This window comes from Candidatus Thiodiazotropha sp. CDECU1, assembly GCF_963455295.1.
In the GTDB taxonomy this organism is placed as follows: domain Bacteria; phylum Pseudomonadota; class Gammaproteobacteria; order Chromatiales; family Chromatiaceae; genus Thiodiazotropha.
In genome coordinates this window covers 4236013-4252830 of record NZ_OY734020.1, presented here as the reverse complement: position 1 = coordinate 4252830, position 16818 = coordinate 4236013, and the positions used below count along the sequence as shown (strand labels likewise).

General features: G+C 56.3%; 12 protein-coding genes. 6 read left to right on the top strand and 6 right to left on the bottom strand.

Features of this window, described 5'->3' with window-relative positions:
- Positions 1-102 precede the first annotated feature (102 nt).
- Positions 103-1128: a CDP-6-deoxy-delta-3,4-glucoseen reductase gene (locus R2K28_RS19440; protein ID WP_316367077.1), complete on the bottom strand. Its 1026-nt coding sequence runs from the start codon at positions 1126-1128 to the stop codon at positions 103-105.
- Positions 1129-1264: 136 nt separating this feature from the next.
- On the opposite strand from R2K28_RS19440, the gene R2K28_RS19435 reads away from it, so the two are divergent.
- On the top strand, positions 1265-2125 hold the full coding sequence (locus tag R2K28_RS19435) for an SDR family oxidoreductase (protein WP_316367076.1): 861 nt from the start codon (positions 1265-1267) through the stop codon (positions 2123-2125).
- A 9-nt stretch (positions 2126-2134) separates the two neighbouring features.
- Here the strand turns inward: R2K28_RS19435 and R2K28_RS19430 are convergent, their stop codons facing one another.
- Both R2K28_RS19430 and ubiD read right to left on the bottom strand, forming a co-directional pair.
- Complete coding sequence (locus tag R2K28_RS19430; protein ID WP_316367075.1) at positions 2135-2761, bottom strand: nucleotide-binding protein; 627 nt, start codon at positions 2759-2761, stop codon at positions 2135-2137.
- Positions 2762-2826: 65 nt separating this feature from the next.
- A complete protein-coding gene (gene ubiD, locus R2K28_RS19425; RefSeq protein WP_316367074.1) occupies positions 2827-4293 on the bottom strand; it encodes a 4-hydroxy-3-polyprenylbenzoate decarboxylase in 1467 nt (488 codons plus the stop codon).
- A gap of 204 nt (positions 4294-4497) precedes the next feature.
- Between ubiD and R2K28_RS19420 the strand changes: the two genes are divergently transcribed.
- The 4 genes from R2K28_RS19420 to R2K28_RS19405 all read left to right on the top strand — a co-directional run bounded on the left by R2K28_RS19420 (position 4498) and on the right by R2K28_RS19405 (position 12045).
- Positions 4498-6363: a sensor histidine kinase gene (locus R2K28_RS19420; RefSeq protein ID WP_316367073.1), complete on the top strand. Its 1866-nt coding sequence runs from the start codon at positions 4498-4500 to the stop codon at positions 6361-6363.
- 189 nt (positions 6364-6552) lie between these two features.
- Complete coding sequence (locus R2K28_RS19415) at positions 6553-7602, top strand: efflux RND transporter periplasmic adaptor subunit (RefSeq protein WP_316367072.1); 1050 nt, start codon at positions 6553-6555, stop codon at positions 7600-7602.
- Positions 7595-10813, top strand: coding sequence for an efflux RND transporter permease subunit (locus R2K28_RS19410; protein ID WP_316367071.1), 3219 nt, complete (start codon positions 7595-7597; stop codon positions 10811-10813). Before R2K28_RS19415 ends, R2K28_RS19410 begins: the two co-directional genes overlap by 8 nt.
- A 170-nt stretch (positions 10814-10983) precedes the next feature.
- Positions 10984-12045 carry a GGDEF domain-containing protein gene (locus R2K28_RS19405; RefSeq protein WP_316367070.1) on the top strand — a complete coding sequence of 354 codons (1062 nt, stop codon included), beginning with the start codon at positions 10984-10986 and terminating at the stop codon, positions 12043-12045.
- Positions 12046-12079: 34 nt separating this feature from the next.
- Here the strand turns inward: R2K28_RS19405 and R2K28_RS19400 are convergent, their stop codons facing one another.
- Positions 12080-12586 (bottom strand): GNAT family N-acetyltransferase, encoded by a 507-nt coding sequence (locus tag R2K28_RS19400; protein WP_316367068.1) that lies wholly within the window; start codon positions 12584-12586, stop codon positions 12080-12082.
- A gap of 9 nt (positions 12587-12595) precedes the next feature.
- Positions 12596-13012, bottom strand: coding sequence for a hypothetical protein (locus tag R2K28_RS19395; protein WP_316367067.1), 417 nt, complete (start codon positions 13010-13012; stop codon positions 12596-12598).
- A gap of 288 nt (positions 13013-13300) precedes the next feature.
- Between R2K28_RS19395 and R2K28_RS19390 the strand changes: the two genes are divergently transcribed.
- Complete coding sequence (locus R2K28_RS19390) at positions 13301-15433, top strand: C25 family cysteine peptidase (protein WP_316367066.1); 2133 nt, start codon at positions 13301-13303, stop codon at positions 15431-15433.
- A 159-nt stretch (positions 15434-15592) separates the two neighbouring features.
- Here R2K28_RS19390 and R2K28_RS19385 read toward each other — a convergent pair whose 3' ends face one another.
- Positions 15593-16804: a hypothetical protein gene (locus R2K28_RS19385; protein WP_316367064.1), complete on the bottom strand. Its 1212-nt coding sequence runs from the start codon at positions 16802-16804 to the stop codon at positions 15593-15595.
- Between the last annotated feature and the right edge of the window lie 14 nt (positions 16805-16818).

Below are 16818 nucleotides of genomic sequence, written 5' to 3'. Positions count from 1 at the left end.
AAACCAAACCGGTTTAATTAATAAAGATTAAACCGCCTCTTCGCCCAACAGCAGGCCCTTTTTGTGCCCCTCGGGTAGTGCCTGACCAGGATTGATGGTTTTTTAGGTCCCGGTCTTTTGCTTGGTTGCGGCGGCCCCATATTCAAACGAGTCGGAATAGAGCTCTTCCCCGGCCAGGCCATGGCTGAGAAAGGCCTCTTTGCCGGCCTCGATCATCGGTGGCGGACCGCTCATGTATACTTCATGGCCGCTGAGATCGGGATGATCCTCGATGACGGCCTCGTGTACCCAGCCGGTCTTGCCGGACCAGCCGGCATCGGGTTCGGAGAGCACAGGCGTATAGGTGAAATTACTATACTTGCTTGCCCATTGCTGTGGCAGTTCAGGCAGGTAGAGGTCGCTCTTGGCGCGTACCCCCCAATAGAGATGCATGGGGCGTTGAATCCCGATTTGAAAGGCGTGCTCGATGATACCCTTGAGGGGCGCAAAGCCGGTACCGCCACCCATCAGGATAATCGGTTTAGATGACTCTTCCCGCAGATAGTAGCTGCCGAGGGGTGCCTCGATGCGCATGATGGTCTTCTCCTCCATGCCACTGAAGAGTACATCGGTGAAAAGGCCGCCGCTGACATGACGGATATGCAATTCGATAAAGTCGTCATCATGGGGCGCATTGGCTATCGAGAAGGCGCGTTTGGTTCCATCCTGGAGGACAAAATTAAGATATTGGCCGGCAAGAAACTGCAGTCGCTCCCCCTCCGGCAATTTCAGGTAGAGCCGGATGACGTCATCGTTGAGACGTTCAATGCGGTCGATCTTACAGGGCATGGTACGGATCGGGATATCCTTCGACTGGGCGATCTCTTTAACTTCGATGGTGACATGCGTAGTGGGGGTTGCCTGGCATATATAGCATTCGCCGTTCTGGTCATCGACCATCACCGGTGGTATTCCGTTGGGGTAGTCGACCTGGCCGGTTGCAAGGGTAGCCAGACAGTCGCCACAGAAGCCGTTACGGCAGCCGTAGGGGAGATTGATACCCTGTCTGATGGCGGCATCGAGTATGGTCTCACCCGATTCGACCGAAAATTCATGACCACTGGGCTCAACCTGTACTTTATAACTCATGGGATAGCTTCTCATTCATGAGTCGATACAATCGGCGTAACAATACGTTATCCTCAATCGACCTGCATATATTATAGGTTTGGTGGGGAATTCTCTCCTATTCTTGTCAGGAATTAAACCGGGAGTCCATTGGGTTATGGGTGTGACCATAGTTGGTTGTGGCGATATCGGCACGCGGGTGGCGTTGGCATATAGAGACGAGGGGGTCGATGTTGCCGGGTGGGTGCGCACGCAACAGAGTGCAGAGAAGCTGCGGGATGTTGCTATCGAAGCGGTTCAGATCGATCTGGATCGGCCTGTGATACCAGCCAGTGAGATTGGATCACAGCGGCTTTACTATTTCGCACCGCCACCACCACAGGGTCAGCAGGAGAGCCGGGTTGCCCAGTTTATCGCGCAGTTGAAGAATCGGCCTCTACCGCAGAAGGTGGTCTATTTGAGCACCAGCGGTGTGTATGGTGATTGCCGGGGGGAGTGGGTGGATGAATCCCGGCCGCCGGCCCCGATGGCGGATCGGGCGAAACGGCGCCTGGATGGTGAGCAACGCTGGCGGGCCTGGAGTGAGCAAACCGGTTGTGCACTGGTGATATTGCGAGTGGCGGGGATCTATGGACCGGGGAAGCTGCCTGTGGAGCGGTTGCGTAGCGGTCAACCCATGGTGGCCGAGGCGGAAGCGCCGATCACCAACCATATCCACAGCCTCGATCTGGTAAAGACAGCGCGAATCGCCATGCAGCGAGGTGTCTCGGGGGAGGTCTACAACGTCTGCGATGGTGCGCCGGAGCCGATGACCCGCTATTTCAACCGGGTGGCCGATTTCCTGGGATTGCCACGGCCGCCTGTGATCAGTCTGGAGGAGGCACAGCAACAGCTATCGCCGGGGATGCTCTCCTATCTGCGGGAATCACGCAGACTCAGTAATCGTAAGCTGCTTGATGAGCTGGAGATCGAGCTGGACTACCCAGATCTGCAGCAGGGTCTACCGGCTTCTGTTTAGAAAATCGTGCTAAACCTTCAACCACTTGAACAGCGGATCCCAGAGAACCACATCCTTATAGACCTGTGACGGGGCCAGCTCAAAGATCGCCAGGCCTTTCTCCGCAGAGCGGATATAGTTTTGACTCTCCCGCAGATGGGTGATGAAGGGGACCTTGAGATGACCCAGGTAGGTCTCCAGGTCGTGGTAGATGCGGGTCTGCTCCTTGGCCCGGTTGGCGACAATCCCGATCCGGGTCTGGTTTTTGGAGACCCGGCCGCTGGCCAGTAGTTCAGTCAGGAAACGGCTGCAGGCGCGCATATCGATTGGCGAGGGAAGCACCGGCAGGATCAATGTGTCGACTCGCAGCAACATTTTATTGATGGCCTTGCCGTGTACCCCGGCTGGAGCATCCATGATCAACAGGTCGGTCCCTTTGGCGGGTCTGACCGGTTCACTTGCCGCATTGATGGCCTGGATATCGGGTATCCCTTCGTAGTCTTTTCTTGCTTCCAGCCAGTCCATAGTGGACTGCTGTGGATCAAAGTCCGCCAAGGCGACACGCTTGCCCTCATCGGCGTACCAGGTGGCCAGGTTGGTAGCGATGGTTGTTTTGCCACAACCCCCCTTAGCATTCATCAACATGATTGTGCGCATTGCTATTCCCTATCCTCTTAGTGGTTTGTACAAAGCCGGCTGGGTTAGTGTTAGCAGGCCCTACTTTAGTCGATCCCGAGCTGATCCCAAATTTCATCGATGCGTTGCTTGACGCTCGCTGTCATGGTGATCGGCTTTCCCCACTCTCTTTCCGTCTCGCCAGGCATCTTGTTGGTCGCGTCAAGACCGATTTTCGAGCCGAGGCCAGATACCGGCGAGGCGAAGTCGAGATAGTCGATGGGTGTGTTCTCCACGATGGTGGTATCCCGTGCTGGATCCATGCGGGTGGTCATGGCCCAAATGACATCCTGCCAATCCCGTGTATTGACATCATCGTCGACTACGATCACGAACTTGGTGTACATAAACTGGCGTAGGAAAGACCAGACCCCCATCATCACCCGCTTGGCATGACCAGGATACTGCTTCTTCATACTCACAATTGCAAGCCGGTAGGAGCAGCCTTCAGGCGGGAGATAGAAATCGATGATTTCCGGGAACTGTTTCTGCAGGATCGGTACGAAGACCTCATTCAACGCCATACCGAGCACCGCCGGTTCGTCCGGAGGACGGCCGGTATAGGTACTGTGATAGATCGGCTCCTCGCGATGGGTTATGCGGGTGACGGTGAAAACGGGAAAGCGCTCGACCTCGTTGTAGTAGCCGGTGTGGTCGCCATAGGGACCCTCCTGTGCCATGTCATCGGGATGGATGTGCCCCTCAAGCACGAACTCTGCGGAGGCGGGTACCTGGAGATCGGATTCCAAGCATTTGACCACCTCTGTACGGCTGCCGCGAAGCAGCCCGGCGAAGGCATATTCCGAGAGTGTATCCGGCACCGGGGTAACAGCGCCGAGAATGGTGGCCGGATCGGCACCCAAGGCGACACAGACCGGAAAGGGTTCACCAGGATGGGCTGTCTGCCACTCTCGATAGTCGAGGGCCCCACCGCGATGGGCCAACCAGCGCATGATCAGGCGGTTGGGCCCGAGCAGCTGCATGCGGTAGATGCCGAGATTCTGGCGTGATTTGCTGGGGCCACGGGTGATCACCAGCCCCCAGGTTATCAGGGGTGCGGCATCCTCCGGCCAGCAGGTTTGAATAGGCAGCCGGGTCAGATCGACCTCATCCCCCTGTTGCGAGACCGCCTGGCAGGGGGCATTGCGCAACTCTTTGGGAGCCATGTCGAGCACCTTGCGGAATACCGGCAGCTTGTCCCAGGCATCCTTCATCCCCTTGGGGGGATCGGGCTCCTTGAGAAAGGCGAGCAGCCTGCCCACCTCACGCAGGGCCTCTACCGACTCCTCACCCATCCCCATGGCGACCCGATCGGGGGTGCCGAAGAGATTGCCGAGCAGCGGATAGGGGGAACCCTTGACCTGCTCGAACAGTAGTGCGGGGCCGCCGCGGCGCAGGGTGCGATCGCAAATCTCCGTGATCTCCAGCTTGGGATCCACTTCGGTGTGAATGCGTTTCAGGTCACCCCGGGATTCAAGCTGTTGGATGAAATCACGTAGATCTTTGTACTTCATGGCCTTGCAGCGTTTATTTGTCTCTCGGTGACATTACCAGAGGCAGCATTGAGGTCAAGTAATACCCGACCTGAGCGGTATGTTGAGCTTGGCGATGGAATCACAAATATCAACGATCAGAACTTCCAGGGGTTAAAGAGACCCAGATGGCAGTCGCTAATATTTAGTGTATTTATCTATGTCACGAACAGGAGACCTAGCGTCATGCGAATCAACCGGCATGACAGGGACGTCCTGATAGATCTGTTGCAGAGCAGTGAAGACAGACTCATCGAACTCATAATCTACTATACCAATCAAGAAGGCTACACTAGCTACACCTCGACCTTGAAAGAGGCCTGGAAGCTCTCCATAGAGGGCCTGAGCAAGGCGATTATCGAGGTTGTGGAAAGGTCCGACATGGTGCCTGAGCTGAGTCCGGAGGAGGACTACGCTAAAGACCCTGCTACTCAGTTTGGTGTCATAGAGGCGCAACGTCACCGTGGCAGAGGCGTCAATCTCTCGATGTTTCTGGGATTGATGAAATATTACCGGCAATCCTATGTCGACCTGCTGACCGAGTCAGGTGGATTCGATTATCCCAAGTCAGTGGACCTGCTGGTCAGGCGGTTCTTCGATCGTACAGAGCTGGCCTATTGCGACGAGTGGGCTGGGACAGATGCCGAGGCGCAGATCAAGCAGCTGAGCCGCAACAATCTGCAGCTGGCCACTGAGAAGAATAAATACCTCACCATGTTCGAGAGTCTCTCATCACCGGTGATTCTGTGTGACGAGGACGGTAAGGTGGACAACTATAACAACGCTGCCGGACGCCTGTTGTTGGGCTGCGATACTCCTGGAAGTCGCTATTATGCGGAACAGCGTAATGACCTGGAGCCACCCGGCTTGCATCATGAACTCGGGATAATGAAGCACAAGGGATTGGATCACTGGGAGCTGGAAAAAAGCTACACAACGCCTGAAGGTGATAGGACCTATGGGGTTCGAATCGAACGGATGCTCGATGTGAGTCACAAGTTTGCCGGTTACACCATACTCTTCAATGACATCACCGAGACCATTCAGTGGGGTGCGCAGCTGGCAGAGATCAACCGTGAACAGAAGCAGCTGATCGAGGATCTGAACAGCACAAGACAACACCTGGTACAGTCAGAAAAGATGGCCGCCATCGGTCAGCTGGCATCGGGTGTGGCCCACGAGATCAATACTCCGATCCAATATATCGGTGAGAATATCCAGTTCATGCAGGAGGCCTTTGGGGATCTGATCGACACAGCCAAGCAGCACCTGAATCTGCTCTCTGCCGTGGAGGGGGGCAGTGTCTCCCGGGATCTGCTGGCCCAAGCGCGCAGCCAGGTGGAGGAGGCCGAGCTTGACTATCTTTTTGACGAGATCCCGGTGGCGGTAAAACAATCCCTGGATGGGGTGGCGAAGGTCTCCAGCATTGTTACGGCGATGAAGGATTTTGCCAGGCCGGGCACCAATGACAAGATCGATACCGACCTAAATGGGGCTGTGGTCAGTACCCTCCAGGTCTCTGCCAATGAATGGAAGTACCATGCGGAGATAGAGACCGAGCTCGACCCGGAACTGCCCCTGGTTCCCGTGGTGCCGAGTGAAATCAATCAGGCCCTGCTGAATGTAATTGTCAATGCTGCAGCGGCGATTAAGGAGTGCGAGGAGCGTACAAACTCCAGGGACAAGGGCAGGATAAAGATTATCACCCGTAAAAGTGGCGATTGGGTGGTCATCGAAATCAGCGATACCGGTCGCGGTATTCCCCGGGAGATCCAATCCAAAATCTTCGACCCATTCTTCACCACCCGGGATGTGGGTCAGGGTAAGGGACAGGGGCTTACGGTCGCTTACCTGGCGATTGTGATTAAACACGCTGGTGAGATCGCTTTACTGCACAGCTCCGAGGAAGGTACGGCCTTCGAGATACGTCTGCCCATCAACCCCGGAATAAATGAGGCGGCTGAGCGTAAGCTGTGGCGGCAGGGCGGTCGATTTCATACGGGTTTCACAAGCCCTGATGACCCATCCATGAGAAAGGTGTCAGACTTATAACCAGTCCTTCCCCTTCTGTTACCTGCCATACTGAGCTTTGCTGAACAGGTGGCTAACAGGATTTGGCGCTACCCTGAAATGTTGTGACCGTCGTCGAGTTCAATCGCGGTTATTGAGGGATGTGGTTGAAAAAATAAATTGAGCCAGTAATATAAGAGAAATCTAATATACTTATCGGAGTCCTTGACAATGAGGCGTTTGCTGGTTCCATTTATCCTCAGCCTTGGGTTGCTGCCCACCCTATCGATGGCGGAAACCGGAGAGCTCGAAACCGTTACCGTGGTGAAGCGGGAGACGGCCAGGGAGTTCTGGCTCGACGGGGTGGTCGAGGCGATCAACCAGACCACCCTATCTGCCCAGACCCGGGGGCAGGTGGAGGAGATACTGTTCGACGTGGATGACTACGTGGAGCAGGGTCAGGTGGTGGTGAGACTGAAAGCCACCGAGCAGCAGGCCGGATTGGATCAGGCCAGGGCGGACCTGAAGGAGGCCGTGGCCCGACTCCAGGAGTCCCAGGACAATTTCAAGCGCAGCAAGGATCTGTTCGGGCGCAAGCTTGCGTCCCAGTCGCAACTGGATAAATCCACGGCGGCGCTGAAATCCGCGAAGGCGCGCAGGGAGGCTGCAGATGCGCGCCTGGCACAGGCCAATGAGCAGTTTGAATATACCCGTGTCAAGGCCCCCTACAGCGGCATAGTGACCCATCGTCACGTGGAGGTGGGGGAGATCGCCTCTCCCGGTCAAAAGCTGATGAGCGGCATCTCCCTGGATCAGCTGCGGGTCACCGTTGAGTTGCCACAGAGCCTGATCCCGGTGATACGCAAGCAGGGTAAGGCACGGGTGCTGCTGTCTACCGGCGAGGCCATCGAAGGTCAGGGACTCACCATCTTTCCCTTTGCCGATCAAAGCAGCAATACCTTCAAGGTTCGCGTCGATCTGCCACAAGGCATCGCCGACCTGTTTCCGGGGATGTTTGTTAAAACGGCCTTTGTCACCGGGGTTAAAAAGGAGCTGGTGGTCCCGACAGGGGCGGTTGTCTATCGTTCCGAGGTGACAGCCGTGTATGTCGTGGGTAAGCAGGGGCGGGTCCATTTCCGGCATATTCGCGCCGGGCATCCGGTGGCGGGGGAGATGCTTGCGGTGATCGCGGGTCTGTCGGAGGGAGAGCGGGTGGCAATCGACCCGGTAGCTGCTGCCAAGTTATTGAAACAGCAGTTGGCGGAGGGCCAGGATGGATAAGTTGGGCCTCTCCGGCGCTGTTGCAAAACGCTTCCTGATCACTGAAATCACCCCGCTGCTGGCCCTGGTGGGTCTGCTGCTGGGTGTATTCGCTGTGTTGGTGACCCCCCGCGAAGAGGAGCCGCAGATCAACGTCACCTTCGCCAATGTCTTCATCCCCTTTCCCGGCGCCACCGCCACCGAGATCGAGAATCTGGTGGCGACACCGGCGGAGCAGGTGTTGTCGGAGATCGACGGCATCAAGCATGTCTACTCCACCTCGCGTCCCGGTATGGCGGTGCTGACGGTGCAGTTCCTGGTGGGTGAGGATCGTGAGGACGCCATCGTGCGCCTGTTCAGCAAGGTCTACGCGAATCAGGACTGGCTGCCCCAGGGCCTGGGTGTGGGGCAACCGATCATCAAGCCGAAGGGCATCGACGATGTGCCAATTGTCACCGCCACCCTTTGGTCGGAAAACCCCGAGGTGGGTGCCTTTGAACTCGGCCAGGTGGCACATGCCATCGAATCCGAACTGAAACGGGTACCGGGTACCCGTGACATCTACACCATCGGTAACCCCGATCGGGTGGTGCATGTGCTGCTCGATCCCCAGGCGTTGTCTGGTCACGGCATCGACCTGAGTGATCTGCGCAATGCCCTGCAGGCAGGCAACCATATCCGTGACAATATCAGCGTCACCGCCGACAACCGGGAGTTGCTGGTGCAGGCCGGCACCTTCCTCACCTCCGCGGAGGAGATCGAAGCCCTGGTGGTGGGTGTGCATGAGGGTAAGGCGGTCTATCTGCGCGACGTGGCCAGGGTGAGCCATCAGCCCGATATCCCCCAGCACTATGTCTGGATGGGGGTGGGTCCCCGGGGTGAGGCCAAGGATCTGCCCCCGGGGGGCAAGTTTCCGGCGGTGACCATCGCCGTGGCGAAGAAGGCGGGCACCAACGCGGTGGATATCTCCAAGGCGGTGATCGACCGCTTCCAGCAGCTCCAGGGGGTGTTTATTCCCGAAGGGGTACACGCAACCATTACCCGTAACTATGGGGAGACGGCAGAGAACAAGGCCAACAAGCTGATCACCAAACTCGTCTTCGCCACTCTCTCGGTGGTGGTGCTGGTGCTCTTAACCATCGGTTGGCGCGAGGCCTTCATCGTCGGCGCCGCGGTGGTGGTGACCCTGGCTATCACCCTGTTCGCCTCCTGGGCCTGGGGCTTTACCCTGAACCGGGTCTCCCTGTTCGCCCTGATCTTCTCCATCGGCATCCTGGTGGATGACGCCATCGTGGTGGTGGAGAATATCCATCGCCATCTGCAAATGGGGGCCAAGCACCTGTTGGAGGCGATTCCCAGGGCAGTGGATGAGGTGGGCGGTCCCACCATCCTGGCCACCTTCACTGTCATCGCCGCGCTGCTGCCGATGGCCTTCGTCACCGGCCTGATGGGGCCCTACATGAGTCCGATCCCGATCAACGCCAGTACCGGTATGTTGATCTCCCTGATCGTGGCTTTTGTCTTCACCCCCTGGTTGACCAACCGGATATTGGCCAGCCAGGCGGAAAAAATAGCCAGCCACGCCCATGCCGAAAATGAGGATACGGCGCTGAGTCGATTCTTCACCCGGGTGATGACCCCCTTCCTTGCCGGCAGTCGGGGGAATCGCATGCGCTGGGTGCTGTTGGGCTCGATCATGCTGCTGATTGCCGCCTCAATCTCTCTGGTGGCGACCAAATCGGTGGTGATGAAGATGCTCCCCTTCGACAACAAGTCGGAGTTCCAGGTGGTACTCGACATGCCGGAAGGGACCAGCCTGGAGCAGACCACCCGGGTGCTCGACGAGCTGGGTGACTACCTGGGCAGGGTGGCGGAGGTGACCGACTACCAGGTCTACGCCGGGACCGCCTCGCCGATCGGCTTCAACGGCCTGGTGCGGCAGTACTACCTCCGCGAGGGGGCCCATCTGGGTGACATCCAGGTCAATCTGGTGGACAAACACCACAGGGATCGTAAAAGCCATGAGATCGCCCTCTCGGTACGTAAACCCCTGCAGGCGATCGCGAGAGAGTACAAGGGTAACGTGAAGGTCGTGGAGGTGCCGCCGGGACCACCGGTGATGTCACCCCTGGTGGCGGAGGTCTATGGTCTCGACTATGAGGGACAGACAGAGGCCGCGTGGGAGGTGCGCAAGGTATTTGAGAATACCCCGGACATCATCGACGTGGATGACAGTGTGGAGTTCCCCTCGGCAAAGTTCGTGGTGAGGGTCGATCGGGCAAAGGCGGCGAGGCTGGGGGTGGCCCAGAGCACGGTGGCCGAGGCCCTGTCGACGGTGTTGCATGGCGAAGACGCCAGTTATCTGCATGGGGAGAACCTGAAGTATGCAGTGCCGATCCGCATCGAATATGCCGAGGCGGACAAGGCCGATCTCGACCAGGTGCTCTCACTGCGGGTGCGTTCGCTGGGAGGCGAGCTGGTGCCCCTGTCGGAGATCGTGCAGGTGATCCCACGGGTGCGCGAGTACTCCATCTACCACAAGGACCTGCTGCCGGTGGTCTATGTTACCGGTGACATGGCCGGAGAGACCGACAGTCCCCTCTACGGCCTGTTCGACATCTCGGGCCAGCTGGGTGACGGCGGCATCGAACAGTGGTTCCTGCAACAGCCGGAGAACCCCTACGCCTACAGCCTGAAGTGGGACGGGGAGTGGCAGATCACCTACGAGACCTTCCGCGACATGGGCATCGCCTACTCGGTGGGGCTGCTGATGATCTACCTGCTGGTGGTGGCTCAGTTCCGCTCCTACCTGGTACCCCTGGTGATCATGGCGCCGATCCCGCTGACCGTGATCGGCATCATGCCTGGGCATGCCATGCTGGGGGCCCAGTTCACAGCCACCTCCATGATCGGCATGATCGCCCTGGCGGGTATCATCGTGCGTAACTCAATCCTGCTGGTGGATTTCGTCAACCAACAGGTGAGAGAGGGCATGGCGCTGGAGAAAGCGGTGATCAACTCGGCGGCGGTGCGTGCCAAGCCGATTGCATTAACTGCCATCGCGGCCATGGCGGGTGGCTTTTTCATCCTCGACGATCCGATCTTCAGCGGCCTGGCGGTCTCCCTGATTTTCGGTCTCTTCGTCTCCACGGTGCTGACCCTGGTGGTGATCCCGGTGGTCTATTATGCGGCGATGCGCAACCGGGTTGAGTTCATCCGTGCCGACGACTAACCATTGAAGCAACATAGCCGGCCTTCCGATTCAGGATGGCCGGCTTGGTCTGGGCTCGCTGTTTGCTCATCGTTTCCGGATGTTAATGAGTTGGCAAGTTTTCTTTGGCTTGGGTTCTGAGCTAATCTTGCACATATGAAATCAATTAGGTGCTGCTTGAGACGAGATCAATGCTGAGGTTGCCGCAACTGATCAAGAATTCATTGCGGTCCCGATTCAGAGTTTCCGATACCTTTCCGGTTAGCTTGGTTATCTGTCTGATTGGTTTTCTTGCGCATTTCTCCTTCATATTTTTGTTTGACTACTGGGGCGTTCCGTCACTCTCCTATTTCAATGTTTTCAGCTCCTTGCTGTGGGCCTGGGCGATTGCTGAAATTCTGCGTGGTTATACTTATCGATCTGTCTATTTAGGCACTATCGAAATATTGCTTCACGCTGTATTCGCAATGTCGATTTTGGGGCAGGACTCAGGATTCGATCTCTATCTATGGCCGTTGGCTGCATGGTTGGCGTATAACCCAAACATAAATCATAAATTTGCACTGGTTGCCGGCTCAGCAAGTATCATTTTATGGGTGTTTGGGCGTGTTTACTGGAGTCATGTTGAAGATGTCCCAGTATCCGTTGAAACGCTCGCTATGATGCTGCGGGTAAATGCTGTAATTGCAGGCATTGCATTCATTTTTGGTATCGTCAGCGCGCGTATTTTAGTGGAGAGGCATAGCAAGCAATTGACCGAGTTGGCGCGCAGGGATGAATTGACGGGTCTGTATAATAGGCATTATCTCACTGAATATATCAGTCGTCATGAACAACAGGATCAGCCTAATAGACGAGCTTATGCCTTGATAATGACCGATGTTGATCACTTTAAGGCTATCAATGATCAATATGGGCATGAGATTGGCGATATAGTACTTCAAGCCTTTGCCCTCCATCTCCAGAAAAGTGTCAGAAAAGAGGACTTGGTATGTCGCTGGGGCGGCGAAGAGTTCATCATTATTCTTCCAAAATGCTCCCTTGAGGAAGCGACCTCGAAGGCTGAAAGCATTCGAAGAGAAATCGCCGATAAGAGCACCGTCGATGGCCGGGTACAGCCAATATATATAACCGCAAGTTTCGGAGTGACGCTTAATGCCACTGGGGAATACTTTAGCGATCTTATTTCGCGGGCGGACAAGCTGCTGTATCAGGCAAAGGAGTCCGGGCGGAATCGTGTCATTGCAAAATAGATGCTGATGTCCCTGGCTGAGTACCAGACATAAATCACCGATTCCTTGCGTCCAGACGCATATGGATCAGCGCAACGCTGTCGCCATTTGGCATGCTACGCTGTTCAATTTCATAGGGTTTGAATCCCAGCGATGTGTAAAGCAGCAATGCCGGGGTATTGAAATTGAAAACCGAAATATAGACGGTCGAGGCGTAGTGTTCGAAGATGATGTCACACATATGGTAGATCAAACGCCGACCGATACCCTGGCCCCGGTAGGCCTCTGATATAACCACATTGCCGATGAAAAACCTGTCACCGGCGGTGTTGGTATAGAGATTGGCAAATCCGATCACTTGCCTGTTATCCAGCACCACGGTGAAATCTCTGCGCTGTGTTGCGAGTCGTTGCAGCTGTGATCTGTCAAAGGGCCAGCTGCCAGAGGGGTTTATGAGGTAGAACTCCTCCTGGGATGTGAACAGCGCCACAATAGCGTCGTAGTGAGACTCATCCCCGGCGGTTATCTCAAATCTGTCAATAGAATTGCTGCTGACTGTCACAAGGATCGATCAATCTCCAATACGTTTAAGATATTTTAGCTCAAGCCACTCCTCGGGTTGCATATTACTGACACGCGCCCAAGTGTCATAGGTTTCATAAACAAATACCCGCTGCCCCTCCTTGTATTCGCGGCTGGTCCGGTTGGAGTTGGGTGCCTCGACTGCCGTTATGGATGTGGCTGTAATCTTGTGCACCTTGGGCAGGCGATGCTTCATTCGGTGGATGATTCTGCCGGTTTGTTGAGTGGAGCTGTATCTCAAGGCACTACTTCTGCTGCTGGGGCTTGCGTCGATACGGCAGGTCTTGTTGAGTGCGATACAACCCTTCCCACAGGGCTTCCCTTTGATACAGTTTCTGGCATGGGCGAGGGTGCCGAGTGTCAGGATAGAAACGAGGGCGAGGGCAAGCATCTGCTTGATGTCCATGTGTGAGTCCTTTCATAGTCTTTGCGCCAAGGCGATCCTGCGATGGCGGTTATACAATCTGCCTGCCCACGATAGCGATTGATGGATATGCTATCAATGCCGGAAATGAATTAACGTTTATTTAATTCGAGTCAGAGAGCAATAAACTCTCTGATCTGATTTTTTTCATTGACTTTAATGCGTCACACTCCGGGTGTGAATATTTAACAGACTCCTCTCCCGTATCACCTTAGCCTGAGTCGTGCTGAGCAATGAGGCTCAGCGATTCACGCACAAAGGAGAGAGTAGATGCTCAGAAAACGTTTGTTCATAACACTGGGACTTGGTGTATCGACGATGTTGTCAGGCGGGCTGCAGGCTGCCCAGGTCGATTTGTCACCGGCGGTGGCCCTGACTTCAATCAACACGACCAATGTGGCTGACGTTCGCGTTGCGGTGGAAGCGCGCAAATGGGTCGCACTGGATCAGGACCAGGAGCCTGGTAGCGAGGCGAGGGTGGAGTTGAACCGCAAGGCCTCCAACAAACGTCGCAGCGTATTCGATATCACCATTCCCGGTTTCTGGATGACCGGCAAGAAGGGTGATGACGGCCAGATCTATCAACAGATCGAGATCCCGGGTCTTGGTAGCCATGACGAGTTGGGCCAGCCCGATCTGCCCCGTTACAAGTTCCATCTGGCCCTGCCTTTCAGCAAGGGCAAGGTGAGCATGCGCGGCGAGGTGCAGGAGTTACGACGCTTTCAGGATATCCTGGTCTGGCCCCAGTCGGTGCCGGAGCTGGATGGGGAAAAGGATACTGGTACCCCGGAGCAATTCGTTCTCGATCGTGAAACCTACGCCGGTAAAGGGAGCTGGCCTGGCACGTTCTCTCCCGAGAGCTATGAGATCGGCAAGGCCCTGCGAGGGATCCCCGCCATCCATGGCGAGGCCTGGCCGGTGCAGTGGGATCCCTCCAGTCGAGAACTGCAGGTGGCTGGCAAGATCACCTACATCCTGGACCACGACGGCGATGAGGAACAGTTCGAGCCCATCACCCAGGAGCGTTTCAAACTAGCTGAACTGACTTTCATCAACTGGGAGATACTGGAACCGGTCTTCGGCCCTAACTTATGGTTCTACACCGCCGACTATCTCTTCATCTATCCCGACAGCAGTTATGCCGATGAGATCAAGCCGCTGGTGGATCAGAAAAAGGCCCGTGGATTCAAGGTTACCGAGATGAACGTGGCCGACGATATCGGTGCCTCCACCTGTAATACAATCCGCACCGCCATCCAGACCTGGGAAGCAGCCATTCCTTTCTCCCGTGATGCCTACGCCCTGTTGGTTGGGGATACGGATGTGATTCCCCATTGTACCTCGCCGGACGGGGATCAGACCGATGATAGCTATGCCTCCACCGACGGCGACGATCTGAATGAGGAGATCTATCTAGGACGCCTCTCAGTGGACAGCGAGGCCGATCTGGCTAACCAGGTGAGCAAGATCCTCACTTATGAGGATCATCCCAGCCCCTTTTGTTGCTACAACCGGGCAGGGCTTTGGGCTCACAAAGAGAATGCGCCGGGGAAATACGAAGGGGCTCACGAAACGGTACGCACCTTCGCCTATGCTGACGCGCCGATATTCGAGACCTTTTACGGCTCACAGACCGGGGTTACCGATTCGGACGTGGCTAACCGGGTTAGCAATGGGGTTGGGGTGATGGCCTATCGCGGCCACGGCAGTTCCGGCTCCACCGCCACAAGTTGGAACCAGACCAGTGAGTACTTCAACGGCCTCGATGTCTCAACCCTTTCCAACCCGTTGTCCCGCTCGCCGGTAGTCTGGTCTTTTGCCTGCACCAACTCCAAGCTAGACGAGAACGACTCCATCGCTGAGAAATGGATGGAGCTGGCTGATGCCGGATCCTCGTCTTACTACGGTGCCACTCGCACCTCCTACACCGATCAGAACCATGTGTTGGATGAGTGGATGTTCCGCGCCGTGTACGACGAGGGATTGCTGACCCAATCCCACGCCATTGAGCGGGGAGAGGCACAAATGGCGGCGCTCATAGGTGCACGCAATGCGTGGATGTATCTGTTGCTTGGGGACCCGGATATGAAGATCCGCACCAAGAACCCTTACACCATTACGATTAAGATCCCGGAGCTGATCGAGATCTGTAAGTTCTGCGAACTGCCGATCCAGGTCTTGGACGAAGTCGGGAATCCGCTACCCAACGCCCTGGTGGGATTGTGGAAGCCCTCACAGCGGGATCTGCCCAACATGGAGGGTGAGACCTGGGTCAACGGTTACACCGATGAGAAGGGTTTGATCACTTTGCCTTATAGTGCGCTCACCGAGGGTGAACTCTACTACTCGGTAGAGGATGGGGCTGGCAATGCGGTGTTTGAAAAGATCCAGGTCGTGAAATAGACCTGGCGAAAAAGTTGTCCTCCACCTTGCCCTCCGTACCTTGCGGAGGGCTTTTTTATGGGGGCAAGGGAGGGCCGGAGTTATTCCGGGTTTCGAGGATAATAAATGTAAGTAGGTGCCTTACTTTGGTAACTGCGCTGAGTTATGACTCCGTGCTGTTCAGGTGTTGAACCTAAGGACGTGAATCCCTTCGCCCCTTTCGTGAACATATGCCAAGCGATTGACGGAATCGAACCCGAGCGTCCGCACCTGGTCCAGTTCACCGATCCAGGTAATGTCTGTATTGCGCAGGCAGAAGTCCATATCGAAGGTCGCATAGGGGCGGATGTTGTTTAAAGGACTCTGATTGCCGTCGAAGGCCTGCTTGAGGTCACGGGCGTCGTAGAGATAGAACCTGTCATTCATGGTGCCGCCGGTTGCGTAGGTGCCCTGCCAGCTGCCTGTGATCGCGCCACCCGTGTCATAGAAGGCGTCACTGCCGCCACAGCCGTAAGCCATGAAGGTGCGTGTCTCGGGCAGCACGATGGTGCCACGATGGGTGCTCATGCTGTTCCACACGTCGGTCTCGTAACCGGGGGTGAAGGGGTAGCCGCTGCCGGCGATATCCGTGTAGTAGCAGGCATTCACACCCGGGACCGTCTGGCTGGTACTCCCTTGGACATCGTCGGGGTTGAAAAAGTGGAAGCCGGGGCCGTAGCCGGCGTTGTTCATCAGGGAGAGGTTGCCGCCGCCACCGACGATGGCCTGGTAGCCGCCGAACACGCTCTGCCACTCAGGCGGGAGTTCACAGCCCATGCCGTTGCCGACGATGCGCTGGTTCACATTCGTGACCCGATAGGGCCCCAGCACGGTGTCGTCTGAAAGGTTGAGGCTCGGCCGAACGAACATGCAGGAGGATGTGGGATCGTTGATGTAGAGGCCCGCCACGGTGATCAGCAACCGGCCGTTGGAGACCAGCATGCCCGTTACAGGGGCGCCGTTGCCGTATTGCCCGTCGTTGACTTGGGCCTGACGGTTCAATCCGCAGGCCAAGGTGAAACTCTGCAGCATGCCGGCCGTATTGTACGGGGCCGAGAGGCTGGGTGTGGGGATGGATATCTCCGCAAGTATGGTGTTCACACGATCATTGTTGGTGGTCGATCCAGTGAGGAACAGGGAGTTGTTCGCCGGGTTGTAGGCAATGCCGCCACCGCCCTGGTCCGGTGAGCCCTGGAAGCCATCGTGGGCCTGCCCGCCGATGGTTCCGCCGCCGCTGGGCAGTGCAAAGCCTCCCAGGTATTCAATCTTCGAGGTGTCGTAGAGCGGTAGATCCAGCTGGTCACCAAGGGCGGGTAAGACGCGAATCGTGAAGCGCTGTGTTGAACTTGCCATGGTGTTACTCCTGT